Genomic DNA, 26,395 nt, shown 5'->3' with positions numbered 1-26,395 from the left:
AAAGGCTTAGCCCTTAACTAAGAATCACAGTCCGTCTGGCAACCTGCGGACTCTAAAGGCTTTGGTAATTAGCACGTAAGACCTGCTTGCAGGCGATGGCTGTATCTAAGCAAATTGTGGTCGTGTCACCGTTAGGCGATGCTCTCACAAGCCTGTGACTTTAGTCACGGGTGGTTGACTAGCGTAGTCCTCACTCTATTACAGTCCACTTATTATTTTAACACACAACCGGTCATAAAAGCAGTCTGCATTGCTTTGACCTCAATTATCGACGCAAGTTACTTGAATTGGGAATCAACGACGTTCTATTGTTTTACGTTAATTCTTATCAGCGTGGCCTCTGTTCGAGATTTCCTCAAGCGATTGCAGGTGTGGGTGGGTGTTGTGCGTGAGCGCAACCGGCTGGGACTGCTGATGCGGGCTGGAAACGTGCTCCCCCCCCAGCTTCCTGCGCTTAGCTACTCAATTGTTCCGGAAGCAAAATGCAGCTTCCAAAACAATTGCTAGGCTAATGCTCAGGAGCTAAACGGGTCGGTTCGCTCTGTTTGGAACGTGGTGGGCGCTGTTTTGAGCCAATCCGCAAAAAGCGCGGCTTGTCTCAAAATCAGGCCTTGTTCTAAGCGACAAAGCCGCCAAGGACAATTTCACCACTGAAACGTGTTCGCCGACCTAGCTTCTTCCGCTTAGCTACGCAACTATTCCGGAGGCACAAACCAGCCTCCAAAATGGTTGCTAGGCTAATGCTCAGAAGCTGACCAGGTCGGTTCTCACTCTAGATAGAGCCGCGCAGTCCCAGCCGGTTGCTAGGCAGAATTGAGCTTATCTGCAATCGAGGCGAAGGATTTGACGAAGTGCTCTTGCAAGTGAGCGGTCAACCAATCGCCCACTTTTTGGGGTGGTACGGCAATGCCAACTGATCTGGATTAGGAGGTCGGGCCATTTTGCGTAGGCTGCACATCTCTATTCGTTTCCGTAACAATCCTTGGGTGGAAGGCCAACCGATTCAGTTGTTTCACTGAGAACTAGTTCTGTTTATCAGATGGACTGCACTGGTGTGAGTGCTCAAACGGCTGTTATAACGTTGAGCGGCTGGAGCGGAGCGTGGCGTTGATGGATCGTTTACTAGTTGGCGGAAGGTCGGGCTGGGGGTGAGTCAGCCGCGATATTATTGTTGGCGATTTATCGCCTACAATAAGGCCGAGTTTTGAGATTTTCGGTGGGTTTCCGAAAAGCTCAAAATCGTGCCCGCCGCGTTCCACCACCCCCAGCCCGACCTGGAGCCCCACCACATCTGCCATCCACCAACGCCACGCGCAGCGCAAGCCGCGGCCAACCTACTTTTGCAAGCAGCGGTCTTTTGCAAGCAGCGGTGATCATCGATTATTATGCAGCGCCACCCTCAAACCACCAAACACAGCCCAACATGTCTAGTCAGGTCGCCGCCAACCCTGTTTACAGCAAGTTCTAACCCAACCATTACTAATCAAATTTAATGCAAATCACCACCTGAAAATGGTACAATGACCTTCTGGAAGGGAGTGGGCCAAATGACATCCGTGGAAGTTGAGTTCAAAAATCTCCTGCTCCAGAATGAGTTTCAGCAGATCAAGTCGGCCTATCCATTCGCGCCGGCCTTTCTGCAAGCGAATTACTATTATGATACAGCTGCGCGCCAATTGCACCAGCAACATTGTGGTTTGCGGATCCGCATCTATCAAGATCGCGCCGAGCAAACTTTGAAGGTTCCGGCAACGATCACGACTGCCGCGCATCATGAATTGGTTGAAATCACCGATCCTTTGACCGTTGGCCAAGCGCGGGCTTTGACCGCGACACAAACGATCGCCACCACCGGGCAAGTGGCGGCGGCGTTGCAAGAGCGGAAACTACCGACAACCACATTGCAGATCATCGCCCAGGGTGTGACTCAGCGCAGGATCGCCTTATTACCCGCAGGCCAATTGACCTTGGATCAAACGACATATCCCAATGGCCAGCAGGATTTCGAATTGGAGTTGGAAACCACCGAGATTGCAGTAGCTGAGCCCTTTTACCATCAGCTCTTGCAACGTTTTTCGGTGCCCCAACGCCCGGTCGTCAATAAGGTAATGCGTGCAATTTCACAGTTATAAAATTTGAAGTCTAAAATTTTTAAGGCTAGAATTAAGTTAGATTTTGAAGTATCATTGTCGTATTCGCTAATTTGGTTGTTATTGTTTAGGTTTTATCAGCATGGGGGAAATACTTTTGCTAGAGATATTTATGTTTGCGAATCCGATTGGTGGCTTATGTTTGAACACCGAAGTCAACATCATTCGCGGCTTAAAGCAACATCGGCTGAAGGTTCAGCCGAATTTGGTGCCCATCACTAACATGAATGTTGTCACCGATTTCCTAGAGCGAAATCAGCTGGATACCCGTGATTTGATTCTGCGCAATCAGGTCATGGCGATCACCTTTCAGTCGATGCTTGACTATAAGGCTGCCTCGTTCCAGGGAAATAAGAAGGCGCGGGCGTTTACAATGAGCCTGCAAGACCACCTTAACGAAGGACTCGATTGCTATTCCGATGACTTGATCCACACGATCGCCCGCGAAGTCCATTTGGACGAGCAGACTTTCTTCACCGATCGAGTCAGTCAATTGGCCAAAGATCTGTGTGAAGCGGATCGGCAGCTGGCCAACAATCTCGGTGTGAAGAAAACACCGTCAACGGTTTTTATCGATTACCGACAAAATATCAACGGCGACGGTATTTTGATCAACGGCGCGGTTACCGAGGATCTGATCGATCAGATCTTAGCCAAGCAGTTGCCGCAACAACAAACGATCAACCAAAAGCCTTTTCTTAAACTTTTGAATGCCAACCGGGCTCAATTACATCTAATTTAGGCCGAACTCATTCAAATTTGCTTTTCAAACCAGTGTTCCGCGGGTGCTATTGCTCGCGGCGGCAGTGGTTTTTTTGTTGGCTGCGGCCGCTACTGGGGGCCAATTCCGTGGTCAACAATGGCCAGCGACTGCCGCTGAGCAAATGTCGTTGCTGGGATCGGGTCAGGCCGCCGGTGGCGAACCAGTAGTCCAATTGCCGCCCTAATAAATCAGGCCAGTGCCCCACAACCGGGGGCAAACATTGGGGCAACCATAAGGCGGTGGGCAATTTTTGCAAATCCCAGCCTTGCTGGTAACAGCGCCCTTGATACGTCAGCCAGCGCGGTTGTTTCAGCGCTAGTTGTTGGCCCAACCAAGGTCGGGGATCAAACCAGGGCTGATTCGGCGGCAATTGCGCCGGCGGACGGCGGTTTTGGCTGGCGCCCTGCAGAAATTCCCCTAGGCTTAGCATCCTGACCTGATAGAGCAATTGGGTCCGCGGCGGACGAAACTGGCAGTGATAAAACAATTGGATTTGGCGCCGCTCGGGTTGCCAGAACGCCAAATAGTAACCCCAGTGGGCTTGATAGGCCATGAATTTCAAGGCGCCTTGACTGGGACGCCGTTGTGACAAATAGGTTGCCCCCAACAACCATTGTTCCCTGATCCGCCAGCGCTGATAATCTTCATGCCGTTGCCGCAGCTCAGCCAACTCCAAGGGCGCGCATTGGAATTCAAAGGCCCACAGGTGAGCGCCGTGTTGCCACAAAACATCCGCGCGCCGCTGTTCGCCTTCTCGCGCGTCTTGCTGGAGCGGCCGCGGTTGGGCGCCCGCTGCAGTCACCAGCGGCGCGACCACTTCCCCTGGCCTCTTCTCCGCTGGGCTGTCCACCTCTGCCCCAGCCACTTTCAAGGGTAAAACCACTTCCAACTCGCTAACGACCTGCAACGCGGCCAACTCCTGTTGCAAGGTTTGCTTACCGGCGCGATGGCGGGCAGTCTCATTGGGTCCCAACCCAGTCCGACCCACATGACGGAAAAAGGGACGTCCCGTGCGTGCGCGCACCAACTGAACTGGCTGCCGACAACGGGGACAATAAAAATGCGCCGCGCCACCGGCTTTGGCCCGTAAGTCGGCTTCGCTTTCAATCACTTGTGTTGCTGCTTGGGTCAACTGTCCTCGCTCATCCAGGGCTGCATACATATTCTGATCACCTCTGACTAAATACGCCAACGCCGCCGCCTGCCCCGAAAAAATCCACAATCTGCGTTTGCCTCGACGCAACAGAATGTTGCTTGCATTGTGATTAAATGAGAATTAAGATTATTTATAAGATATTACATTATGAAAATAGAGGTGGCGCAGATGATTGGTGATTTCCTGAGAAAAAAAGAATTGCCTTAGGCTTCACTCAAGATTTTATTGCCAAGGAGCTTAAGGTTAGCCGGCAAGCAATTTCTAATTGGGAGCAAGAATCTCGCAATATTGACGTTGATGAACTGCTAAAATATGCAAAAATACTCGAAATTTCTTTTGAAGACTTAGAAAATAATTTGAATCAATCGATCACTCTTTCATCCGACTATAACAACATTGATAATTCTAAAAAAATCGCTAGTCATTTTTCTCGGGCTATCAAGGCGGTCCCGGTCCATGACGAAATTAGGCACAACGTTAAAATTGAAGGCGATAAGGTTGTTGGTGTTCATGCTTTGTTGTCAAGTCTTTTCCTCAACCAGAACGCGCTAACGATCCATAATTGCCCAACCGCGCTTGATTTTCTTAATGTCTTATATATTTTTGCCAACAACGGCTGGACAGATGCGAATATTTCACGGGATACCATTACATTAACGGCTGAGGCTGCCCCATTTAATATCACGATGTTAAATAAAGTCAGTCGTGCCAGTATCGTCGTCATCTCGGCTTTGACCTACAAATACCATCAGCTTCTTTTCAGCTTTCCCGGTGGCGATGATTTTTGTGATCGTCCGATTGATTTACATTTGGAGATCCTGGCGACGATTTCGAATTATCAATATGATGCCAGCGCGCATACTTTCTACGCGGAAAAGAAGGACACGCTGAATCGCAATCTGGTTCTGAATTGCTACGGCGATGGTAGCAAAAGTGTCGGCGCCTTCTTCAACGCGCTTAGTTTGGCCTATGTTTACCCGAATGCGCTCAAAATAAACGGCCTATCACAGGATCCCACGATTCTCTTTCTGATTTCCTTGTTGGAAAGGTCGACCAATCGCGTCGTTATTCATACAGCGCCAGACAGAATTTTGCTACCCGCGGTCGACGCGCTGGCGGCTAGAGACTGTCAGGTCACACTCCCCCCAGACATGACGATGCTTGTTTCCTATGTCTTGCTGCTCTGGGATCGCTTGGAAACAATCGCCTTTACCAACGTGACGATTAGTGAGATTCCCCCAAATTACGCGGAGCTTTTTGAAAACTTTGGCTTAGCGCTGGCTGAGGTCGATCATGCCTTGATTTTCCGTAAAGTCGCCCCGATCAATCAGGAATATTTTGAATTTTTGCGCCTCGGCCCGCCTCCACAGATCACCACAGATTTAGGACCGATCATCTCGGAATTCTTGGCCTTCCACAATATTCCAGCGATTTTGTTGGATGAAGTATTTGGCAATCGATCCAGTCATATTCCCGAATTGCAGAAATTAGGGATTAATCTTAAATCGCTAAGAAACGGCGCCCTAAAAACACAGCCGCGGTCAAAGCCCACATCCAATCAAAATGGCGTGTTCGACTTAAATGATATCCGCGCCGGGATGGCAATTATCATGGGTCTTGCCCATACGCAGATTCCTGCCGCGGTCTTACTAAACTATGATCAGCTTTTACGGGGCTTCGGAAATATTCAAAGCGCTTTAAGCTTGAGCGGTTATGAAGGCGACATCTATCGCTAGGCGAAGTTGTTAGTTAGATTTTGGCTCTGAAAAATTCATCAAACGACCAAGTCAAAAAATAGGCCTTCTGGGCAGTTGTCCAAGCATAAATCTGGCTGCTGGCCGGCAGATCCCCCCATCACCCGCTCAAACAAGCGCGTCTGATGGGATCGACACTGATCCCACCTGCCTGATAGCAGGACCTAGAAAATCGTTGAGGGTCACTTAATGGACAGAATCAGCATGAGTTACCCGGAAAGGAAAAATCGATGGACGCGAATATCTTTTGGCGTGAGCAGATCTGCCAAACATTCAAGGCTAGATTCTTACCCGCCTCCCCCTTAGTTAGATCCGGCAAGAACCTATTCACCTTTTCTCCGATTCAAGACGAATTAGCAAAATTCGCGGAACAACCGCAGGGATTTTTCTATAAAGAGCAACTTTGCTTTAGAAATGTTTATCCCGCCAATCTGGTAAATCCCCTCGCGAGTCCTTGCCAAGAATTAATTAGTCTTTTTTCGTTTGAGCCGGTCTCTTTTGCGCCGGTCATCGCCGAGTTTATCCGGACTATCTTGGATCCCTGGATTAGCGCCAGCGACATTTATGTGATCGTGCCGGACATCCAGTCCATTGCAACAAATAGCCGCGAAATATCGGCAAACGTAATTGAAATACCGCGAGAACGCCTGATTTGCGCGTTGCCGATTCCCGGCCAGCATTACTATCTCAAGGTGTGTGTCAAATTCAATAACGGCCTGGTCACGGTCGCCAATTTTGTACTCGTTGATTATCAAGGCGGCAATCTGGCGCAACTCGATAGTGTGTTCTTCCCGTTAAGATCAACGATGATCAACGAGCATGCCAAATCATTATTCGAAACGGCACACTATCACTCACTTTATCTGAAAGTGTTTCGCTCGGTTGAAAACCACGAGCTGACCCATTTTCTGATGAGTCAGCTTGAGGCCATTCGGATCTTACACCAGGCCGTTGGCAATGCCGGCAATAAGAAACAGCATTACACCATTAAAAAGTTGGCCCGCGAAATATTTTCAGAGTGCACCTACCACCAGATCAGCGTGACCGCGATCCTCCAGAACTTTCCCACCCTCGCGGAATTTCTGAGTCCACTTTACGAGGACTTTCTTGCTAGCCTTGAGAAATCCATCCGTCAGGTTAAACGAAGCCGCCGGCCAGTCACCGCTGATTACGCCTATCAAACGTTGGGGATCCCCTATCAACTATTTAAAGCGAGAATCGATCCAACTCTAGTTTTACCAAAATTGCCCAGCAATTTCGCTTATCATCGAAATCCGTCTGAAAACATCTACGTCGATCCTATCGCGAGGTATCGCTAATGAAACACATCTTGATTTTTCATCCGTACCGCGAACAATATACAGATATTTATCAATGTCTGGCGCCACAGCATGACTACACCATCATCGCGGACCAAGCCAAAGCGGCGTCCTTTCAACTGAATCAACCGGTCAATGTCACACTCGTTTTTGTCAAAAATTACCCACTCGCTAGAGAACGTCAGGCCCGGGAACTTCTGACAAACGCGCATTTTGACGCGATTATCGCACTAGACGAATTTGATATTGAACTGGCCGGCAAATTACGGACGGCATTCAATTTACCTGGGCAAAATCTTGCGGAGGCGCGAATTTTTCGCGATAAAGCGACCATGGTCCAGCGGGTCAGCGCTGCTGGCTTTAAAGTGCCCAACTCACAAGTCGTTTCTTCGTCTGCCGCATTAGCAGCGTTCTTTAAGCGCAACCCTGATATGATTGTCAAACCATTGGATGGCGCCGGTTCGGTAAATACCTTTCATTTGAAAGAAAAGGCAGACTTGACGCGCTTTCAGGCTGATCATGATTGGATTCAGCAAACATTCCTGGTCCAACAGTATCTTTATGCGGATATTTATCATATTGATGGCTTGATTGCCCACGGTCAGGTTTTGTATTGCGAACCGGCACGATACATCTATAACCCCCTGTTGATCAAAGCCGGTGTTTCGGCGGCGGCAGTCTCTTTGGATCACACGGATGCCAGCTATCTTGAACTCAGTCAATACGCCACTAATCTCGTTAAAAAACTGGCGCCAACTGGAACCTTTCTCTTTCATTTGGAAGTGTTCTTCGACGGTCAAGAGATCATCTTCCTGGAGATCGGGAGCAGGATCGGTGGCGCCCGCATTCGCCAAAACTTGGAATTCAAACTGGCCTGTAACCCACTTAAACTCCTGATTTATTCGGTTTGCGCAGAACCACTCCCGGCGATCAGGCGCGACTATCCGGTGACCGGGTGGCTGCTAACGGCCAAACAAGCCGGCACGATCCAAGCTCTGCCAGAATTTACTGAAGCGGTGAAGTCCGAATTTTCTATTTTTGATGAGGTGGCATATGTTCGCGTTGGCAGTCAGATCGGCAATGCGGCCCACAGCGCCGATGCGGTAATCGGGCTGTCAGTTTACGGCGCTTCTTTTCGTAGCGTAAAAGCGCAGTTACTGCGGGCTGAACAATGGGCGCAAGCAAACACGAGGTATCAAGATCAATGAAATATTTCATCTATCGTTTTTCGCCTGAAAGCATCGGGCTCCAACCAGCTAACCAACTCGCGATCGTCTGCCCCAGCCAGCAACGCCAGAACTATCTGAGCGTGGGATTCGCCGAGCAGCAAGTTTTCACCGTTGCCGATTTTAGCCTATTAGAGCTACTATTGTTCTTCAAAAGTCAGCCGAGCATTGACGATATTTTTTCCCTTGATGAGGGGCTGATCCATCTCGTCGGTATTTTGAAAGCAATCTTTACCGACGACAAGAACGCTTGGGAAATTGCCTATGCCTATAAGGACAAAAAAATGATGCGGCAAACTTTGGCGCCCAAAATCAAACAACCAAGCCTGATCGACCCTTGCGCAACTGACGCGCTCCCGGCCAAATTTATCATCAAACCCCGCCGCGAAGACTCTGGCCGAGGCGTCGCCATCGTCACAGCGGTGCCTGATTATTTCAATTCGACTGAGTACCTGCTGGAAACTGTTGAGACGTTTGATGTCATGTTTACGTGCGATGGCATCGCGATCAATGGCGAAATCGGCTATTTTTTCTCCCATGAATATGTTGGTAATATCCTAGCCATTAAGACTGATTTTTTCAATTTGATTAGGACCAATTCACACTATCAAAGCAACGATCATTTGATTGAACGACTGGAAGCGGCCACTCAAGCCGTGCTAACGAGGCTGGGCACAGATACGATCCAACCGTTTCACGCTGAATTTTTTTATCGAACTGAGACTGATGAACTCAGTTTTTGTGAGATCGGCAAGCGTTTCGGTGGTGGCCAAATACCGCTGCTGGTCAAGCAGGCCTTTAATTTCGATCTCCTCGCGACCTATTGGGCTTTGGTCAACAACGCCGCTGTGCCCCAAGTTAAGGATTATCAGCGCAGCCCCACTTGTCTGGCGGTAACTTTGGCGATCTTCCAAAACGGTCGTCAACAAGTGCCTCCAGAAATAACCGTTCCGTTAGCTTTCTTCAGAGAATACCCGCAACAACCAGCGCGACGAGCCAAGTCATTGGCGGATCTGCGCTACCTCCTTGTCTTTTGCCTACCAGGAAATCGCGAATTCAACCAGACCTTCCTGTCACTGCGAGGTTACTTCGAACATGAACAAAGAAAATAAAAATATCGGCTTGCTGCTCATCCGCGGGCAAACCACCAACCTTGGCAATATCATCTTTGATTATGGAAATAAACTATTGATTGCCGGGCTGGCACTGAACGCCAATTTTTTTATGACATTTTATCAGTCCAGCGAGGCGCTGATCAGGCTGGCCTTTAATCTCTTTGCTGGTCACCTGGCCGATTTCGGCAATAGAAAACGGCTCCTGCTCGCCACCGACCTAATTGCCGGCGCCCTGACCTTCCTCCTCTTCTTATGCTATGATCCCCAGAATATTTGGGCACTCATCATTATCAACGCCTTACTGGCCGTGCTATTTAGCTTTAATGTGCCGGCCTATAAAGCCATTACGAAGGATTTGTTAAGTCAAAAGGGTATCTATCGCTATAACGCCACCGCCAAAGTAATTGCCGAGCTCATCGCGGTCGCGGCGCCACTGCTGGCCATGCTGGTGATCAAACAATTCGGCTTTAAATACGGCATGTTGATCGATGCGCTCTCTTTCTTTATTTCAGCCCTCTGCGAAGGCAACTTTGTCATCTTACATGAGGTCCCCGCCGCCAAAGCAACTTTTCTCACCGGATTAAAGGCGGGGATTCACTATATCGCCAGCAGAAAAGGCCTCCTGATCATCTTGATCTCCAGTGCGTTTCTTAATTTCTTAGATGCGATTTATTCATTTTATCTACCCTTTACCGCGACGTTTTCTGGTTTTTCGCACATCTATGCCTACATTTTGATTGTCCAATCCCTCGGCAGTGTTTTAGGCGCGCTTTTTGTTAGTATTTATAAAATCCAGCTGGCGCCCAAGTCCTTCTTCCATTTATTATTACCAGCATCCCTGGCGCTGATCCTGATTGGGTTCGCGCGTTCTTCGCAGCCTTTACTCCTGCTTCTCTTTGGCTTATTTTCAAGCGCCGTGACAACTTTCAATATCTCGCTGATGTCCTATCTTCAGGCTTCGGTCGATTCCCGCTTTCTTGGTCGCGTTTTTAGCATTATTTTTACCATCAGCGGTATCTTTATTCCCTTAGGCAGTGTGGTCGCCGCGATGATTGACTTCAAATCCTGGCAAATTTTCCAATTGATTGGTTGTGGTCAGCTCTTGATCTATCTTGTCTGTTTCCCAGCCATAAGGCGGATTATGTCGTAGCTGCAAGCAGGATACCTAAGTCCGCGGCTAATCAAGTCCACCGAGAGAATTAGGCTGGGAGTGGTGGATTCGCAGACAAAAGTAGCGTGTCCGCAGCTTGCGCTGCGCGTGGCGTTGGTGGTGGGCAGGTGTAGTGGGGCTCCAGGTCGGGCTGGGGGTGGTGGAACGCTGCGGGCACGACTTGAAGCTTTTCGGAAAACCACCGAAAATCTTCAAGCTCGGCCTTATTGTAGGCGATAAATCGCCAACAATAATTGATTCAGAGTGAGAGCCGACCTGGGTAGCTTCTGAGCATTAGCCTAGCAACTATTTTGGAGGCCGGTCTATGCCTCCAGAATAGTTGCGTAGCTAAGCGGAAGAAGCTAGGTCGGCGAACACGTTTCGCGGCTGACTCACCCCCAGCCCGACCTTCCGCCAAACGAGCAAACGAACCACCAACGCCAGAGTGTGAGCCGACCCGGGTAGCTTCTGAGCATTAGCCTAGCAATTGTTTTGGAAGCCGCACTTTGCTTCCGGAACAATTGCGTAGCTAAGCGGAAGAAGCTGGGTCGGCGAACACGTTTCAACGCCACGCTCCGCTCCAGCCGCTCAACATTATAACAGCCGTTTGAGCACTCACGCCGATCGACAAGCTATGGTCAATTGATGGGGGATCCACGCCATTGACGACCATGGTTAGTGGTCACAAGCCTTAAATTGGTGACACCAGCACAGTCTGTTTGATAAACTGAGGCAAGTTCTTGATGAATCAGCCGAATCGGTTTGTTTCCATCCACGAATTGTTAAGGAAATGAGTCAAATTGTTCGGCCGACGCAAAGTATACCGATCTCCTAATCCAAATCTGTTGGTGTTGCCGTACCACCCCCAAAAGTAGGTTGGCCGCGGTTTACGCTGCGAAATTCGGGGTGAGCTCGCTGTGGGCGTCACTTTGAGCTTCGCGAAGCCCGCGCGAATCTCAAAGCTGAGCCTTGTCCTAAGCGGCAGAGCCGCCAAGGACAATTTCACGGCGATCTCACCCCGAATTTCTCCGCTCCAGCCGCTCAACGTTATAACAGTCGTTTGAGCGCTCACGCCGACTGGCAAGCTATGGTCAATTGATGGGAATCCACGCAATTGACGACCGTGGTTAGTGGTTATGATCTTTAAATTGGTGACACCAGTAAAGTCTACTTGATGAACTTAGGCAAGTTCTTGATGAATCGGCCGAATCGGTCGGTTTCACCCATGAATCATTAAGGAAACAAGTAGAGATGTTCGGCCTATGTAAAGTGTCCCAACCTCCTAATCCAAATCCGTTGACATTGCCGTACCACCCCAAAAGTGGGCAATTGTTTGACCACTTACTCGCAAATGCACTTCGTCAGATACCCGGCCCCGATTGCAGATAGGCTCAATTCTGCCTAGCAACCGGCTGGGACTGCGCGGCTCAGTGGTGAAATTGTCCTTGGCGGCTTTGCCGCTTAGAATAAAGCTCGATTTTGAGACAAGCCGCGGGCTTTGCGGATTGGCTCAAAACGACGCCCACTGCGTTCCAGCCGCACAAATGGCCCGACCCGGTTGCGTCCCCATCCAAACCCACCCAAACCTGCAATCAAGCACAGACTGCTGGAATCAGTTGGTATTGCTGTACCACCAAAAAAATGTGATGGCTTTGACCACCACACTTGCAAAACCACTTCGTCAAATCCTTCGCCTCGATTGCAGATGAGCTCAATTCTGCCTAGCAACCGGCTGGGACTGCGCGGCTCAGTGGTGAAATTGTCCTTGGCGGCTTTGCCGCTTAGGACAAGGCTCGATTTGAAGACAAGCCGCGCACTTTGCGGATTGGCTTCAAACGATGCCCACCACGTTCCAGTCCGCAACAGCAGTCCCAGCCGGTTGCGCTCACGCGCAACACCCACCCACACCTGCAATCATGCGCAAACCAATCACCCAACTCCATTTAACAAAGCGCCACAAAAAGCAGCCTACCGATCCCCGGCAGGCTGCTTAAAATGTTTGTTGTTTAAAAAAATGCTGACTTGCGCTTAATGTTGAGCTAAAAAGTAATGCCGCGTCGTCTGTAACGCCACTTGGTCCATGATCTTCTTGCCATATTCGCTGAGCACTTCCGGGGTGACATCCGTCTTCGCGCCATATTCATTGGCGATCGCGATGGCGTCCTCCGCCGAAATATCGTGGAGATCGTCAACAAACAGCACCAATTCCAGATAGTATTGCCCTTGGTATTGATAAAGATTCGAAATCCCGGATTCCAAACGAAGCGCGTCCGCGAGTTGGATCATCGCTTCGAAATCAGGTAGCGCCAGGACAACTTGCCGATAGTCCACATCTTCATCTTCCAGATAACGGCTGAGATTATCCTCATCATCATCTTCGTCAGAACTTTGTAATTTTTTTTGTAGTGCGGCTAATTGACTCTTGTTTTGATGATGTTTCCCGCGGTTACGCCGTTGGGACAACGCGGAATCTAAGGCTTCTCGATCGGACAGCTCATCTTCATCCAACTTGCTGATCAACAACTCAAGCCCACCTTTATTGGGCATCACCTGAAAAGTGACGGCGTCATTATCGGCAAACATATGGTCAGCGTCAACTTCTTCGAGAATGCTGTAAAAGAACTTCTCAATCTGTTGATGATTGGCCAGCAGGTCCAAGATCTTGACACCACGCTCTTCTAAATCTTCGCGACCAAGGATCACGCGAATCGTATTCTCATCGATCCGTTCCATTTCCATTAGGTCCACCTCATTTCTTGTGACCAGTGATTATTGGCAAAAGTCGCCAATATCCCTATTCTTGCAGTATACTACACTGTTCTCATTATGAAAACCACTCCCAGGCTTTTCTTCGCCGAAAAAGTGATTCTCTTAAACTCACTAACTATTAATAAGTTGACTTGTCGATTTTACCATAAAAAAATATGGAACAACAGTAAAAAGTGTTATTCCATATCTTAACTTTAATATTTGTCGCCTAGCTACTAAATTAGTAACCTGCCATTCGTTGTGCCTGTTGCAATTCCAATGCCCGTACTTCCCGGGGGAGGAAGCGGCGGATCTCATCTTCATTGTAACCAACCTGGAGCCGCTTATCATCCATGATGATCGGTCGGCGTAACAAACCGGGATTCTGTTCAACCAGATCCAACAGTTCGTCCATGGTCAAATCGTCTAAGTCGATTCCCAATTCTTGGAAAATCTTCGACCGCGTCGAAATGATTTCTTCTGTACCATCTTCGGTCATGCGCAAGATTTGCTTGATTTCGTCCTTGCTTAACGGATCAGAGAAAATATTACGTTCTTCAAACGGTATATTATGTTCTTTCAACCAGGCACGGGCTTTACGGCAGGATGTGCAACTTGGTGATGTATATAAATTTACCATGACATTCGCTCCCTTATGACGCGATTATGAACATAATCCTTATCAATTCACAAGTACATTATACCCACTAATTAAGAAAAAATCTAGACCTTTCGGCAAAATAATTGTAAAGAATTTGAAATATAAGATTCAATTAAGAAATATACAATCCCGATATATCAAGCAATATCACGATATTCACTTCGTATAACATTAATGTAACACTTAAGAATACCTTATAATTTCGATAATCAACTTCGGTTAACATGTTGTCACTTGTGAACGATGCCTAAGCAGCGCCAATGAAAGTGCTTTCCAAAAGCGACTGAAAAACTCTGAATAAACTCAGCCTAAATTGATTTCTTTTCCAGTCGCGGCCAATTCAATTGGTATAGTCGGTGCGGCCGCCTGCGCTTCTACTAACAGTTGCTGATGCTCAATTTGCTGTGGTAAATGGCTTAGTAATAAGCGGCCGACGCCAGCCGTTTGCGCGATTTGCCCAGATTGGCCTGCCGTCATGTGCCACAAGCGGCCTGACTTATTGTTAGTGAAATTCGTATCGGTGATCAATAAATCCGCATCCCGGGCAAATTTTCCTAATTCAGGGAAATAAGCTGAATCGGCCGTGAAAACCAGCACCTTTTTTTCTGCGTTTTCAATGCGGACCGCATAAGTTGGGACCGGATGAACGGTCCGCAAAAAAGTCAGGCGCAACGGTCCTAAGGTCAGTGTCTTGTCCGGATCATAAGCCCGACCCGCCGTGGCACCGGCCCAGGTCAGACTGGCAAAGTTCAAAGGATCTTCTGTATTCCCATAAATCGGTAACTCCGCCACGTGACGCTCGCCTTGGCGCAATTGCCAATAATACTGCAACACCCCAACATCGGCGATATGATCGTGATGATAATGGGTCAGCAAAACAGCGTCCAACTGCAAAGGATCCAAGCGCTGCTCCAACTGACTCAAGACGCCGCTGCCACAATCCAGCAGCAAACGATAAGCGCCCTCTTCGATCAAGAAGCCGGTTGTCCCCGCTGTGGCGGTGGGATAGCCGCCGTAATAACCTAAGACTGTTAATTTCATTTTTTGTCATCCTTTCAGGAATTGATCTGCTTTAGCGCCACGTCAAATCAAGCGTTGCGTGGAGATCTGCGTTGTCCGCAACAAGCGGCGATAATTATAGGCTGTGAACAAATAGAAGAACCAATAGACGAGGAAGACCACCAACGTCAATAAATACAATAGTTTCAACGGCAAATGATCCAAGTGCCAGCCGACAAAGTGCATGATGAAGAGCCCATTGGCGATGCCAAAAAGCACTGGGGTCAAGAAGACGCGCCGATTTTGCCGGTCTGAATAGCGTAGCAATTCGTCTTCGGCCACGCCTAGTTTCTTCATGGTCAGGTAATCGAAACGGTTCTGTTCGACCTGAGACAATTGCCGAAGGGAGAAGACGCTGGCCCAGGCGAAAGTCATCAATAAGGCCAATAACACGATGACAAAGATCACCACGCCTAAAAAGCGCCGCAGCATGACTTGGAACGGTCCTCGAACAGAATAGCTATTGCTTGAATAACTGATCAGATTCGCCGACTTTTTCTGCCTCGTGGCGCTGAGTTTGAGCCAAGAACGGCGCAAACTGGAATCAACGTGGTAGACCATTTTTCGGAGATTCTTACTGGCGAAGGACGCCTGATCGATCTTCCGTAGAAAGGCGCTGTCCGGGGCCATTTTCTTGATCCGGTAGCCGGTTAACTGGCGTGCGGGCGCAGTCTGCAACTGATCAAAGAACGCGTCCGGCACCACCAGCAGATCCGCGTAGAACAAGGAATTACCTAAGGGATATTGGCGTGAATAATCACTGATCGTCAATTGTGGCAGGCCCGGTTGCGCGAATCTGATTTTATTCTGGCGCAAAACCTGCGCGGGTAATTTTTGGTATTGGAAATTATAGGAAATGTAAAGTGCTTGGCGGTCTTGGAGCTGCAATGGCGGCAGGCCCCGTTGATGCCGCTGGACCCGGCGGTATGCCGCCAGCGAGATCACTTCCACCGGCATATTGCGCTGGCCCATGATCTCGCGGCTGTGAGGCCCAATCATTTGCGCGGGGACCGCCTTGACTTGAATACTGGTCAGCCGTTCCAACTGGCCACCTTGGTCGCGGATCTCTTGGGCGACTTGATCATGGTAAGCCTGATCCACGGCCAGATCCACCGGCGCCTCCTCGTCCAAGTCGCGATAATTATCCGCGTAACTGACCGCGGCGATCCCCAATAACACCACCGAGGCCGTGACAAAAACGGTCGTCAAGGTCAGCGATTGATGATGGCGGCGAAACTCGCTACCCGTCATCGCCAGGTCAAGGATCCGCTGGTGCCGATAAGCCCATTTCGATTGCCGTAAACGTGCGCAAAGCTGGGGTAAAGTATCGCGAAAAACAAACCACACCCCTAACAATAGCGCCATGAAAATCAATAAGGTGTTCAACGAGGCACGGTCGGCCAAACGAAACGGCTTCAACCAATTCAATTTGAAGATCGCCAAATAACTCCCCGCGACTAACACCGGTCCCAGCCAGGCCAAAAAGCGGGCCAGCCACGGCGCGGTCAGCGGTTGGCTCGCGCTTTGTTCAGGATTAAGTAGGCGCACGGGGCGCAGCTGAAAGATGCGGATGGCATCCAATACACCGACGATCGCGAAGATCACCAAGTAGGCCACGCTGACATCACGCAGACCGATCAAGGACCACCAATGGTTCGTTTCTTGACTGATCCCCATGAACCGTAACAGCAACATGGCAAACAATTTATTCGTCAACAGGCCTAAGACCAAGCCCATCAATAGCGCTAAGACCTCGCCTAGCAACGTCTCGAGAAAGAACAGCCACGCGATCCGACCCCGTGGTAAACCGGAGACGATCAAGAGTCCAAACTCAGAATGGCGTTGATGCACAAAAAACCGATTGGCGTAGAAGATGATCAATAGACTAAAAACCAGTAAGGCCACTAACAAAATCAATAGCGTCCCTAAAATAGGATTGAGCCGACTCATTTTTAAAATGATCGGATTTTCGAACGTGGTCAAACAGTCGTAAGAAATCATCACCAACAAGGCGATCGCCACCAAATATAACACGCGCCCCGCCAAGTGCTGGCGAAAATTCTTAAAGGCGATTTTTGAAATCACTAAGATTACCCCCACCAATGGCCGCCTGCATATCAATGATCTGATGGAAAAATTGCCGCCGACTGCCGGAACGCACGACTTCAGCGTACAAGGCGCCATCCTTAATGAAAATGATCCGATTACAATAACTGGCCGTAAACGCGTCATGGGTCACCATCATGATCGTGGTCTCGTCTTCCAAATTGATCGTGGCCAAGTATTGCAACAACTCGGTCGCGGACTTGGAATCAAGACTTCCGGTAGGTTCATCCGCGAAAACGATCTGCGGACGGGTCATCAAAGCCCGCGCCGCCGCCACCCGTTGCTTCTGCCCCATCGAAAGTTCATTGGGATAACGGCTCATCAATTCGGCCAAGTTCAAGCGTTCGCTGAAATAAGCCAACCGCTGCTCGACCTGATCAGCGGGCAGGCGCAACATCGACAAGATCATAACCAAGTTCTCCCGGACCGATAAAGCCGGCAACAAATTGAAATCTTGAAAAATAAAACCAATATTATTGCGCCGAAATTCAGCGAGATCTCGTTCTGGCAAGGTGGTGATCTCCTGTCCCGCCAAATAGATTCGCCCCATCGTTGGCTGATCGATCGTTGACATCACGTTCAGCAATGTGGTTTTCCCGGCGCCTGATGGTCCCATCACCCCAACGAATTCGCCGCGCTCGATCTTGAAACTAATATTGTTCAGCGCTCGGACCAAGTTCTGCCGCGCGCCGAAATTCTTGCTGACTTGTTTCACTTCCGCCATTCGCATCAATCTTCCCCATTTCTCAATGCCACCGTCGTCACTTCCATTTTACACGGAAATGTCCTAAGACAACACTAACACTTTTGTAACCAGAAAGAAGCTTTGCGGTCAAGTGCCTTTTCGTTAGGGCCACGATTGATCGTTGTCCTGGGCGAAGCGTCCTGGCAGCTTCGTTGGCCAGCATGATGTCCCAGCCGCTCTATCCTGCTGGCGCACACGGCGAAATCGCCACCAACAAAAAACGAACACCACCAAGGGTATTCGTCCAATATTTGCCAACGCGCAGCCGCCACCGCGTTGACCGCTAACTTATTTGAAATCAGCTGTCGCCCAATGGTTGATCGGGCCAAACTTATGACCGACCGCGATGGGTTGGGCAATCGCCGTATGAACGAATTTCTTCGCCAAGCGGATCGCCGCTGCCGGGGTCTGACCTTTCGCCAATTCTGCCGCGATCACGGCCGACAATGAATCGCCAGTGCCGTTGACATGATCGGTTTTGACGTAGGGCTCCGCCAGCCAGAAGGACTCGCCCGTCGCAGTCAGCACAAAATCGCGAACTTCACGCTGGTGCTCGTCATCATGGCGGCCCTTGATCATCACATTTTTCGCGCCGGCCGCTTGCAATTGCCGCGCTGCAGTCACGATCTGTTCATCGGTCGCTAGCTCTAGACCGGTCAGTTTTTGCGCTTCAAAGAAGTTCGGCGTCAACACCGTCGCCAAGGGTAATAACCGCCGGCGAAAAGTTTGATAGGCTTCTTCTTCCAATAACATCGCGCCGTGCTTGGTAATGATCACGGGATCGACCACCAAGGGGCCGAAATCATATTTCTGATAGCAATCCGCCACCACATTGATCACCGTGGCATCCGCCAACATGCCAGTTTTCGCGGCCCGGATCTTGAAATCCTTGGCTAAAGTCGCGAATTGTTGGGCGATGAATTCCGCCGGCATAACTTGGGCCGCTTCGATCCCGTAGGAATTCCCCGAAACCGCCGCCGTCAGGATCCCCATGCCATAAACATGACGCATGAAAAAACTATGCAAATCGGCCGGCATCCCGGCGCTGCCGTCTGAATCATTGCCGGCGATGGTCACGACTTGGATCTGTTCATTAGTCATCGTACTCCCCCTCTTTATCTAGAAAACTAGTTTGACTATCAGGACTATTATAATAACTCAATAACGGAAAGTGGATCGTCAAGGTCGTGCCCACGCCGACCGTTGAGCATACGCTGATCTGATGTCCCAACTTCTGCGCTAATTTCTGCGCCAAGTACAACCCTAGTCCGGTGGCGTGGGTGTCAGCGTGGCGGCCATTGGCACCGGTAAAACCCTTGTCAAAGATCCGCGACAGATCCGCTTCCGGGATCCCCACGCCAGTATCGGTGATCTGCAAGTCCAGACCGCGGCGATCCGAAACCACCGCGATCGTGATTTCGCCTGCTGGCGGCGTATATTTCAAACTATTGGCAATGATCTGCTGAATAATGAAACTAAGCCATTTTTGATCGGTCAAGACTGTATAATCCAAGTTTTTTCGTTCAAGACGGATTTTTTTGTGGATAAAATAATTCATATTATCGCGGACGACGGGATTGATGATCGCCTTCAGCGAATATTCTTGGATCAAATAATCATTCGCGAAATGACTCAGCCGGGAATAATACAAGACTTCCTCAACATAATGGTTCATTCGGTCGATTTCCTCGACCAATTGATCATATTTCTGTTCGCCGATCTCATCTTCCAAACTATCGCCCACCAACCGCAACGCCGCCAGCGGAACTTTGATATCGTGGACCCAACTATCGATAAATTCCCGTTGATCCGCCTGTTCATTGACCAAACTGTTCAATACCTGTTGATGGGTCTCCAATAAAACTTCGGAATAACGAGCGATTTGTCGTTCGTCACAGCGCTGGGGATTGATCAGTGGTTGATTCAAAATATTATCGGCATCGGTGATCCGGTCATCGACTTGGCGGTACCAACTACGCCGACTCCAAAATAAAACAAAGAGAAAGACCGCCAGAAAAATCACCAACAGCAGATCCAAATAAAGCAGATTGACCAACGCGATCGAATTTGACGGATCGAGCCAGATCACCAAATTAAACAGCAACAATCCCAGCAACCAGAAAATGATCTGCAAGAAATGATCCCGCGTAAATTTCCAAAAAGTCATTTTTCCCACCTCAAGGGATCAGGTACCCTTGCCCGACCTTCGTCACGATATAGTCTTCGATGCCCGCCTTTTCGATCTTCCGGCGCAACCGGTTCACATTGACCGTCAAGGTATTGTCATCAACGAACCGTTCATCATCCCAAAGCTCGCGCAACAACCGATCCCGCGAAATGATCTTGCCATGTTGGCGCATCATGAACTGCAACAATTTATATTCATTTTTAGAAAGATTGATCGTCTGCCCCTTGATCTGGGCATCGCCGTTTTGCAAATTCAATTTCAGCCCATTATGTTCCAAGAAATTCGCGTTCGAATCTTGATAATCATAGGTCCGCCGCAGCAAGGCATTGATCTTGGCCAACAGGACTTCCATCGAAAAGGGCTTATTGACAAAATCGTCGGCGCCCATATTCATCGCCATCACCATGTCCATGTTGGTGTTGCGCGACGAAATGAAAATGATCGGGATCTGCGAAACTTCGCGGATCTTTTGATTCCAATGAAAGCCATCAAAAACCGGCAAATTGATATCCATTAGGACTAAATCAGGTTTGGCCGCCGTAAATTCGGGCATGACTTGATTGAAGTCCTGAATGATGTACGCCTTCAAATCCCATTTCTCAAGATTCTCGGCGATCAATTGGGCGATCGTCGCGTCATCTTCAATAATCATGATTTTAAACATCTGTATCCTCCGCTGAAAAGGTCTGCCTTCATGTTACTGGTTTTTCTGAAAAAATACAATACAGAGACGACTGGGAAAGTGTTTGCGCCGACTTTTTTTGGCGTTAATTGTTGAGAGAACTTGTTTGAATGATGTCCGCGATGAAGGCCGCAGCTTGCGCTGCGAAATTCGGGGTGAGCTCGCTGTGGGCGTCACTTTGAGCTTTTCGGAAGGGCACCGAAAATCTCAAAGCTGAGCCTTGTCCTAGGCGGCAGAGCCGCCAAGGACAATTTCACGGCGATCTCACCCCGAATTTCTCCGCTCCAGCCGCTCAACGTTATAACAGCCGTTTGAGCACTCACGCCACTCGGCAAGCTATCGCCAATTGATGGGGAACCGCGCAGTTGACGACCATGGTTAGTGGTCATCAGCTTTAAATTGGTGACACCAGCGCAGTCTGTCTGATGAACTAGGACATGATCTTGATGAATTGGCTAATTCGGTCGGGTTCCACCCAATGATTGTTAAGAAAGCAGGAGAAATTGTTCGGCCTATGCAAAGTATATCGGTATCTTAAACCGAATTCGTTGGTGTTGTCGTACCACCCAAAATGGTCATTTGTTTGACCGCAGCTTGCGCTGCGAAATTCGGGGTGAGCTCGCTGTGGGCGTCACTTTGAGCTTTTCGGAAGGGCACCGAAAATCTCAAAGCTGAGCCTTGTCCTAGGCGGCAGAGCCGCCAAGGACAATTTCACGGCGATCTCACCCCGAATTTCTCCGCTCCAGCCGCTCAACGTTATAACAGCCGTTTGAGCACTCACGCCACTCCGCAAGCTATCGCTAATTGATGAGGATCCACGCAGTTGACGACCATGGTTAGTGGTCATCAGCTTTAAATTGGTGACACCATACCAGTCTGTCTGATGAACTCGGGCATAATCTTGGCGAATCAATTGAATCTGTCGGTTTCCACCAGTAGATTGTTAAGAAAACAAGTAGAGATGTTCAGACTATGCAAAATATCCCGACTACCTAATCCAGATCAGTTGGTATTGCCGTACCACCCTAAAAAAGGGTGATTGTTTGACCTCTAGCTTGCAAAACCACTTCGTCAAATCCTTCGCCTCGATTACAGATAGGCTCAATTCTGTTCAGCAACCGGCTGGGACTGCGCGGCTCTATCTAGAGTGAGAGCCGACCTGGTCAGCTTCTGAGCATTAGCCTAGCAACTATTTTGGAGGCTGGTTTGTGCCTCCGGAATAGTTGCGTAGCTAAGCGGAAGAAGCTAGGTCGGCGAACACGTTTCAGTGGTGAAATTGTCCTTGGCGGATTGGCTCAAAACAGCGCCCACCACATTCCAGCCACGACAAACGTTCTGAGGCGGTTGCGTCCACATCGAAACCCACCACATCTGCAATTAAGCGCAGGTTCAAGAACCGATCCCAGACTTTCAGAATCCGTTGACATTGCCGTACCACCCTAAAAAAGGGAGTTGTTTAACCTCTAGCTTGCCAAACCACTTCGTCAAATTCTTCGCCTCGATTGCAGATAGGCTCGATTCTGCCTAGCAACCGGCTGGGACTGCGCGGCTCAGTGGTGAAATTGTCCTTGGCGGCTTTGCCGCTTAGGACAAGGCTCGATTTGAAGACAATTCCCGCTTTTGGAATTTGCTTCAAACGATGCCCACCACGTTCCAGTCCGCAACAGCAGTCCCAGCCGGTTGCGTCCCATCCAAACCCACCACTCCTGCAATTACGCGAAAAATCTGAAAGAGTAGTCCCACTCAAACAAAACCCAAAACAAAAAACACCAACTCGAATCACCACCACCAGCCGCATAGGGTTCAACCTACAAGCTGAGACGCTGTCTTCGAATTGGTGTCACGTTTCACTCTGCCATTTCGTTCTGACGTTTCATTTTAAAGCCCGATCACTTAACCAATTTGTCCCAAATCACCACATCGCCTTGGGCCAAGGAGCGCGGCACGTCGATGATCCGTTGATTACGACTACCACGAAATTGTAAGGTCAGATCCTTTTCCGCCTCCAAAAAGCGACCGTCCACCAGAATATCGATTTTACTTAATAATTCCAATTTGTCCGGCGTTTCTTGTTGCAACTCTGCCCAAGTATACCCGGTCCAGGACCAGATATCTTTCGTTGACCCAAAACGCGCGCGAATCGCGTCAACTAATTTCAAACAGACCTGTGTATTCAAGAAGGGCTCGCCCCCCAAGAGCGTCAACCCCTGAACATACGATTGACCCAGATCCGTCAAAATTCGTTCTTGTAGCTCATCGGTGTAGGGTTGACCGTAATGGAAATTCTGCGCGGCGGCGTTGTAGCAACCGGGACAAGCGAATTGACAGCCGGAAACATATAAACTGCAACGCACCCCTTCCCCATCAACGAAATTAAAGGGCTTATAGTCGGCGATATATTGCTGGCTCAGTTGGGCTGCTTGCCATTCACCAGGCTGTGGATTTTTCGGGAGACGCGGCGAACGCCAAGTTACTTTTGTCGTAAAAATCACCCATTTCTTTGTTGATTGGCCACCTGATTATTGCTGAAGCTTAAATGTTTGACCCGTGAAACAATTTCTTCGTGGCGGCCGTGGACCATTGGCCGCTGGTTCGGGTTACCTAAATAACCGCACGTCCGTTTAACGACATCACAACTGGCGGGATCGGAATTACCACATTCTGGGCACTTGAATCCTTTGGCCGTTGGGACGAATTCGCCCTTGAAGCCACACTTGAAGCACTGATCGATCGGCGTGTTGGTTCCCAGATAGCCGATTCGATCATAACCGTAGTTCCAAACCGCCTCTAGCGCTTTGGGGTTTTGTTTCAGATTAGGATACTCGCAATAATGAATGAACCCACCCGCGCAATATTTCGGATAATCTTTTTCAAAATCGAGTTTTTCAAACGGTGTGGGATTCTTGCGGACGTCATAGTGGAAACTATTGGTGTAGTACTCTTTGTCGGTAATGTCCTTGATCTTACCAAACTTCTTGGTATCAAGCCGGCAGAACCGGTCAGTCAGGCTTTCTGATGGTGTGGAATAAACGCTAAAGTGATAGCCGTATTCCTGCTCCCAATCGACGCAATGATCGTGCAACGCCTTGACGACTTTGATCGTGAACGCTTTGGCGGCAGGATCATGTTCCCAAGTTGGTCCGAAGAAGACCGTCCCAACTTCATATAACCCAATGTAACCTAAAGAAACAGTGGCGCGACTATTCTTGAACAATTCATCGACAGATTGGTCTTTGCGCAAACGTGGGCCGAAAGCGCCGTATTGATAAAGAATTGGCGCGTTATAAGGATGCGCCTGCTTCGCGCGATTGACTTTGAAGACCAACGCCTCTTCGCAAACTTGAAGCCGCTGTTCCAAGATCGTCCAGAATTTAGCCTGATCCCCTTTGGATTCCAAGGCGATCCGCGGCAAGTTCAAAGTAACCACGCCAAGATTCATGCGGCCAGAATTCACTTCGCGACCTTCTTGATCTTGCCAACCTTGCAAAAAGCTGCGGCAACCCATCGGCGCTTTGAACGAGCCGGTCAGTTCAACGATCTTGTCGTAGCTTAGCACGTCAGGATACATCCGTTTGGTGGCGCATTCGATCGCCAATTGTTTCACATCATAATTGGGATCCGTTGGTTCCAAGTTCAAACCACGCTTCAAAGCGAAGACTAGCTTAGGGAAAATCGCGGTCCGATGTTCTTTACCTAATCCGAGAATCCGAATTTGTAAAATCGACTTCTGGATCTCACGTTCGATCCAGCTCGTCCCTAAACCAAAACCAAGCGTGGTGAACGGCGTTTGTCCTTGGGAGGAATATAAGGTGTTGATTTCATATTCCAAGGCTTGCATCGCGTCATAAATGTCTTTCTTAGTCCGTTTGATCGCGTATTCTTTGCGGCGTTCTGGCTCATCGATCCATTCCGCGGCCTCGGCTTCGTGCTTGATCAGGTTCTTTTCCGCGAACGGGGCCAATAATTCATCCACCCGGTCGGCTGAACAGCCACCATATTGACTGGAGGCCACATTGGCAATGATCTGGGCCATTTGCGCCGTTGCCGTTTGAATCGAGTGCGGTGGTTCAACTTCCGCGTTGCCGATCTTAAAGCCGTGAGTCAACATTTCCTTGAAATCGATCAAGCAACAATTGGTCATCGGGCTGTATGGTTGGTAATCCAAATCATGCCAGTGGATCTCCCCTTTGAGGTGAGCATTGGCGACTTGCGGTGGCAACATTTTCAACCCGATCGCCTTGGCTACGGTGCCGGACGTCAAATCCCGCTGCGTATTGAACACTTGGCTGTCCTTATTGGCATTCTCGTTGACCACGGTCGCGTCACGGTTCAGCAACTTCTTGATCGTAAAATTGATATCGGTCGCTTGGCTGCGGGCAAAATCCCGTTGTGTCCGGTAACCAATGTATTCTTGCGCAATCGAATAGAGATGGTGATCCAGCAAAGTATGCTCCACAATGTTCTGGATCTCATAGATCTTAACATTGGTGTTGAACCGATCGGTGATCTCCGCCAACACGTCATCCAGAACTGTTTGTAACTCAACATCGGACACTTCTTCGCCGGCCTGTTCCGTCTTCGTCGCCGCTTTTTGGATCGCCTGGGCGACCTTCTCCGGTTCAAAGCGCATGATTCGACCATCACGCTTGATTACATTGATCGTTGGTAATTTTGTCTGTAACGGGGTCTTCAACTCGTCCATTGCCATCGCTCCACTCTCTATTAATACTTAATCATTATCTTGGGCACCAGTGCACTCACTCCACAGCCAACCGCGATTTCTCCACCATCGCCGGCTGCCTTGCATGAATGATCGTTCAAAACTCGCCTATCATTACTGATAGTTCAAAAACGAAAGGTGCTGTCTAGCACCATTTTACCCTGACTAGAATTTAAATCAAGCTATATGTAGGGGCTCAAGGATGTATATATACAAGATATAGTAGGAAAACGATTGTGCTAAATGTATAAATCTTCGATAAAGTTGCCCTGTACCCGCGGTCAATTCCGGTGCTGACTATCGTTTTTGCATGAATCTTAACCATGAGAAAAGTCGCATCTTATTCAAAAACGCGCCCCAAAAATATATTTCATCTCAGGTTCGATTAGTCACGCCTTGTCCATCCCCTTGAATCAATACCAAAAAACCCGCCAGCATCACACTAGCGGGTAGAACAACCAAAGACCTAATCCATGACTGCTAATTTCGCAGCTAACTCTTTCTGAGCCAAATCGATCGTTGCTGGCGTTTCCAGCTCAACTAAGCGATAAACGCCGCGATGATTGTCCTCAAGCCGATAATGCCCTGTTGATTGCAACACTTCGCGAATAATTTGAATATCGCGTTGGAAGCGTTTCTTACGATTCGCTAAATCATTTTCGCCCGCCGTTTGTTGGTACAGCCCAGCCTCTGCGGCAATCATCTCTGATTTAGAGATTTGCTTACGTCCCATCAACAAAATAAAGAGTCGTAAAATTCGTTCCTGACTATTCATTATTCTAAACCCCTTCATCCACCATTTTTTCCGTAGGGATTTCGGATTCGATTGGCCCTCGTGCTGCATCGACCTGAA

General features: G+C 49.1%; 27 protein-coding genes and 1 pseudogene. 9 read left to right on the top strand and 19 right to left on the bottom strand.

What is annotated here, in order from left to right:
* Positions 1 to 522: 522 nt before the first annotated feature.
* Positions 523 to 648: a hypothetical protein gene (locus ACYVSB_RS09105; RefSeq protein WP_263853207.1), complete on the bottom strand. Its 126-nt coding sequence runs from the start codon at positions 646 to 648 to the stop codon at positions 523 to 525.
* A gap of 334 nt (positions 649 to 982) precedes the next feature.
* On the opposite strand from ACYVSB_RS09105, the gene ACYVSB_RS09100 reads away from it, so the two are divergent.
* The 3 genes from ACYVSB_RS09100 to ACYVSB_RS09090 all read left to right on the top strand — a co-directional run bounded on the left by ACYVSB_RS09100 (position 983) and on the right by ACYVSB_RS09090 (position 2,892).
* Positions 983 to 1,111 (top strand): hypothetical protein, encoded by a 129-nt coding sequence (locus ACYVSB_RS09100; RefSeq protein WP_263853208.1) that lies wholly within the window; start codon positions 983 to 985, stop codon positions 1,109 to 1,111.
* A 436-nt stretch (positions 1,112 to 1,547) separates the two neighbouring features.
* A complete protein-coding gene (locus tag ACYVSB_RS09095) occupies positions 1,548 to 2,132 on the top strand; it encodes a CYTH domain-containing protein (protein WP_164511047.1) in 585 nt (194 codons plus the stop codon).
* A gap of 115 nt (positions 2,133 to 2,247) precedes the next feature.
* The gene (locus tag ACYVSB_RS09090; RefSeq protein WP_164511048.1) at positions 2,248 to 2,892 is read left to right on the top strand and encodes a DsbA family protein; all 645 of its coding nucleotides are present in this window, start codon (positions 2,248 to 2,250) and stop codon (positions 2,890 to 2,892) included.
* Positions 2,893 to 2,938: 46 nt separating this feature from the next.
* Here the strand turns inward: ACYVSB_RS09090 and ACYVSB_RS09085 are convergent, their stop codons facing one another.
* Positions 2,939 to 4,135, bottom strand: a complete 1,197-nt coding sequence (locus tag ACYVSB_RS09085; RefSeq protein ID WP_125596410.1) for a competence protein CoiA — start codon at positions 4,133 to 4,135, stop codon at positions 2,939 to 2,941.
* 131 nt (positions 4,136 to 4,266) lie between these two features.
* Between ACYVSB_RS09085 and ACYVSB_RS09080 the strand changes: the two are divergent.
* The 6 genes and pseudogenes from ACYVSB_RS09080 to ACYVSB_RS09055 form a co-directional block, all read left to right on the top strand.
* A pseudogene (locus tag ACYVSB_RS09080) lies at positions 4,267 to 4,356 on the top strand (helix-turn-helix domain-containing protein); the annotation flags it as partial.
* Between the two features lie 228 nt (positions 4,357 to 4,584).
* The gene (locus tag ACYVSB_RS09075; protein ID WP_461219175.1) at positions 4,585 to 5,805 is read left to right on the top strand and encodes a helix-turn-helix domain-containing protein; all 1,221 of its coding nucleotides are present in this window, start codon (positions 4,585 to 4,587) and stop codon (positions 5,803 to 5,805) included.
* 248 nt (positions 5,806 to 6,053) lie between these two features.
* Positions 6,054 to 7,142, top strand: a complete 1,089-nt coding sequence (locus ACYVSB_RS09070) for a hypothetical protein (RefSeq protein ID WP_461219174.1) — start codon at positions 6,054 to 6,056, stop codon at positions 7,140 to 7,142.
* Positions 7,142 to 8,350: an ATP-grasp domain-containing protein gene (locus ACYVSB_RS09065; RefSeq protein ID WP_461219173.1), complete on the top strand. Its 1,209-nt coding sequence runs from the start codon at positions 7,142 to 7,144 to the stop codon at positions 8,348 to 8,350. Before ACYVSB_RS09070 ends, ACYVSB_RS09065 begins: the two co-directional genes overlap by 1 nt.
* Positions 8,347 to 9,480: an ATP-grasp domain-containing protein gene (locus ACYVSB_RS09060; protein WP_461219172.1), complete on the top strand. Its 1,134-nt coding sequence runs from the start codon at positions 8,347 to 8,349 to the stop codon at positions 9,478 to 9,480. Before ACYVSB_RS09065 ends, ACYVSB_RS09060 begins: the two co-directional genes overlap by 4 nt.
* Positions 9,395 to 10,633 carry an MFS transporter gene (locus ACYVSB_RS09055; RefSeq protein WP_461219171.1) on the top strand — a complete coding sequence of 413 codons (1,239 nt, stop codon included), beginning with the start codon at positions 9,395 to 9,397 and terminating at the stop codon, positions 10,631 to 10,633. Before ACYVSB_RS09060 ends, ACYVSB_RS09055 begins: the two co-directional genes overlap by 86 nt.
* A 748-nt stretch (positions 10,634 to 11,381) precedes the next feature.
* Here the strand turns inward: ACYVSB_RS09055 and ACYVSB_RS09050 are convergent.
* The 17 genes from ACYVSB_RS09050 to ACYVSB_RS08970 all read right to left on the bottom strand — a co-directional run bounded on the left by ACYVSB_RS09050 (position 11,382) and on the right by ACYVSB_RS08970 (position 26,317).
* Positions 11,382 to 11,747 (bottom strand): hypothetical protein, encoded by a 366-nt coding sequence (locus ACYVSB_RS09050; RefSeq protein WP_125596426.1) that lies wholly within the window; start codon positions 11,745 to 11,747, stop codon positions 11,382 to 11,384.
* A 347-nt stretch (positions 11,748 to 12,094) separates the two neighbouring features.
* Positions 12,095 to 12,535 carry a hypothetical protein gene (locus tag ACYVSB_RS09045; RefSeq protein WP_461219170.1) on the bottom strand — a complete coding sequence of 147 codons (441 nt, stop codon included), beginning with the start codon at positions 12,533 to 12,535 and terminating at the stop codon, positions 12,095 to 12,097.
* Positions 12,536 to 12,661: 126 nt separating this feature from the next.
* Positions 12,662 to 13,372 carry an adaptor protein MecA gene (locus tag ACYVSB_RS09040; RefSeq protein ID WP_125596432.1) on the bottom strand — a complete coding sequence of 237 codons (711 nt, stop codon included), beginning with the start codon at positions 13,370 to 13,372 and terminating at the stop codon, positions 12,662 to 12,664.
* A gap of 250 nt (positions 13,373 to 13,622) precedes the next feature.
* Positions 13,623 to 14,021, bottom strand: coding sequence for a transcriptional regulator SpxA (spxA, locus tag ACYVSB_RS09035; protein ID WP_125596435.1), 399 nt, complete (start codon positions 14,019 to 14,021; stop codon positions 13,623 to 13,625).
* Between the two features lie 324 nt (positions 14,022 to 14,345).
* Positions 14,346 to 15,083 carry an MBL fold metallo-hydrolase gene (locus ACYVSB_RS09030; protein ID WP_461219169.1) on the bottom strand — a complete coding sequence of 246 codons (738 nt, stop codon included), beginning with the start codon at positions 15,081 to 15,083 and terminating at the stop codon, positions 14,346 to 14,348.
* A gap of 42 nt (positions 15,084 to 15,125) precedes the next feature.
* Positions 15,126 to 17,186, bottom strand: a complete 2,061-nt coding sequence (locus ACYVSB_RS09025; RefSeq protein WP_164511049.1) for an FtsX-like permease family protein — start codon at positions 17,184 to 17,186, stop codon at positions 15,126 to 15,128.
* Positions 17,164 to 17,940 carry an ABC transporter ATP-binding protein gene (locus ACYVSB_RS09020; RefSeq protein ID WP_125596444.1) on the bottom strand — a complete coding sequence of 259 codons (777 nt, stop codon included), beginning with the start codon at positions 17,938 to 17,940 and terminating at the stop codon, positions 17,164 to 17,166. The genes ACYVSB_RS09025 and ACYVSB_RS09020 overlap by 23 nt, the downstream gene beginning before the upstream one ends.
* Before the next feature lie 300 nt (positions 17,941 to 18,240).
* On the bottom strand, positions 18,241 to 19,053 hold the full coding sequence (gene thiD, locus ACYVSB_RS09015; protein ID WP_125596447.1) for a bifunctional hydroxymethylpyrimidine kinase/phosphomethylpyrimidine kinase: 813 nt from the start codon (positions 19,051 to 19,053) through the stop codon (positions 18,241 to 18,243).
* A complete protein-coding gene (locus tag ACYVSB_RS09010; protein ID WP_125596450.1) occupies positions 19,046 to 20,119 on the bottom strand; it encodes a sensor histidine kinase in 1,074 nt (357 codons plus the stop codon). The genes thiD and ACYVSB_RS09010 overlap by 8 nt, the downstream gene beginning before the upstream one ends.
* A gap of 10 nt (positions 20,120 to 20,129) precedes the next feature.
* The gene (locus ACYVSB_RS09005) at positions 20,130 to 20,804 is read right to left on the bottom strand and encodes a response regulator transcription factor (protein WP_125596453.1); all 675 of its coding nucleotides are present in this window, start codon (positions 20,802 to 20,804) and stop codon (positions 20,130 to 20,132) included.
* Between the two features lie 191 nt (positions 20,805 to 20,995).
* Positions 20,996 to 21,211 (bottom strand): hypothetical protein, encoded by a 216-nt coding sequence (locus ACYVSB_RS09000; RefSeq protein WP_379860890.1) that lies wholly within the window; start codon positions 21,209 to 21,211, stop codon positions 20,996 to 20,998.
* 145 nt (positions 21,212 to 21,356) lie between these two features.
* Positions 21,357 to 21,479: a hypothetical protein gene (locus ACYVSB_RS08995; protein WP_263853210.1), complete on the bottom strand. Its 123-nt coding sequence runs from the start codon at positions 21,477 to 21,479 to the stop codon at positions 21,357 to 21,359.
* On the bottom strand, positions 21,454 to 21,735 hold the full coding sequence (locus ACYVSB_RS08990) for a hypothetical protein (protein WP_379860892.1): 282 nt from the start codon (positions 21,733 to 21,735) through the stop codon (positions 21,454 to 21,456). The genes ACYVSB_RS08995 and ACYVSB_RS08990 overlap by 26 nt, the downstream gene beginning before the upstream one ends.
* Before the next feature lie 543 nt (positions 21,736 to 22,278).
* Positions 22,279 to 22,458, bottom strand: coding sequence for a hypothetical protein (locus ACYVSB_RS08985; RefSeq protein ID WP_125596459.1), 180 nt, complete (start codon positions 22,456 to 22,458; stop codon positions 22,279 to 22,281).
* A 253-nt stretch (positions 22,459 to 22,711) separates the two neighbouring features.
* The gene (gene nrdG, locus ACYVSB_RS08980; protein ID WP_191987490.1) at positions 22,712 to 23,314 is read right to left on the bottom strand and encodes an anaerobic ribonucleoside-triphosphate reductase activating protein; all 603 of its coding nucleotides are present in this window, start codon (positions 23,312 to 23,314) and stop codon (positions 22,712 to 22,714) included.
* Positions 23,311 to 25,524 (bottom strand): anaerobic ribonucleoside-triphosphate reductase, encoded by a 2,214-nt coding sequence (nrdD, locus tag ACYVSB_RS08975; RefSeq protein ID WP_125596462.1) that lies wholly within the window; start codon positions 25,522 to 25,524, stop codon positions 23,311 to 23,313. Before nrdD ends, nrdG begins: the two co-directional genes overlap by 4 nt.
* A gap of 484 nt (positions 25,525 to 26,008) precedes the next feature.
* A complete protein-coding gene (locus ACYVSB_RS08970) occupies positions 26,009 to 26,317 on the bottom strand; it encodes a hypothetical protein (protein ID WP_461219168.1) in 309 nt (102 codons plus the stop codon).
* Between the last annotated feature and the right edge of the window lie 78 nt (positions 26,318 to 26,395).

It is taken from the genome of Lapidilactobacillus salsurivasis (genome assembly GCF_054785215.1).
The sequence above is the reverse complement of the archived record's forward strand: the minus strand, read 5'-3'. Positions and strand labels throughout refer to the sequence as shown.

Excerpts from the sequence above, each read along its gene's own strand:
- ACYVSB_RS09095 (WP_164511047.1), top strand. The coding sequence starts at position 1,548 with ATGACATCCGTGGAAGTTGAGTTCAAAAATCTCCTGCTCCAGAATGAG.
- ACYVSB_RS09070 (WP_461219174.1), top strand. The coding sequence starts at position 6,054 with ATGGACGCGAATATCTTTTGGCGTGAGCAGATCTGCCAAACATTCAAG.
- ACYVSB_RS09065 (WP_461219173.1), top strand. The coding sequence starts at position 7,142 with ATGAAACACATCTTGATTTTTCATCCGTACCGCGAACAATATACAGAT.
- ACYVSB_RS09060 (WP_461219172.1), top strand. The coding sequence starts at position 8,347 with ATGAAATATTTCATCTATCGTTTTTCGCCTGAAAGCATCGGGCTCCAA.
- ACYVSB_RS09040 (WP_125596432.1), bottom strand. The coding sequence starts at position 13,372 with ATGGAAATGGAACGGATCGATGAGAATACGATTCGCGTGATCCTTGGT.
- spxA (WP_125596435.1), bottom strand. The coding sequence starts at position 14,021 with ATGGTAAATTTATATACATCACCAAGTTGCACATCCTGCCGTAAAGCC.
- ACYVSB_RS09030 (WP_461219169.1), bottom strand. The coding sequence starts at position 15,083 with ATGAAATTAACAGTCTTAGGTTATTACGGCGGCTATCCCACCGCCACA.
- thiD (WP_125596447.1), bottom strand. The coding sequence starts at position 19,053 with ATGACTAATGAACAGATCCAAGTCGTGACCATCGCCGGCAATGATTCA.
- ACYVSB_RS09010 (WP_125596450.1), bottom strand. The coding sequence starts at position 20,119 with ATGACTTTTTGGAAATTTACGCGGGATCATTTCTTGCAGATCATTTTC.
- ACYVSB_RS09005 (WP_125596453.1), bottom strand. The coding sequence starts at position 20,804 with ATGTTTAAAATCATGATTATTGAAGATGACGCGACGATCGCCCAATTG.
- ACYVSB_RS09000 (WP_379860890.1), bottom strand. The coding sequence starts at position 21,211 with ATGACCACTAACCATGGTCGTCAACTGCGCGGTTCCCCATCAATTGGC.
- nrdD (WP_125596462.1), bottom strand. The coding sequence starts at position 25,524 with ATGGACGAGTTGAAGACCCCGTTACAGACAAAATTACCAACGATCAAT.
- ACYVSB_RS08970 (WP_461219168.1), bottom strand. The coding sequence starts at position 26,317 with ATGAATAGTCAGGAACGAATTTTACGACTCTTTATTTTGTTGATGGGA.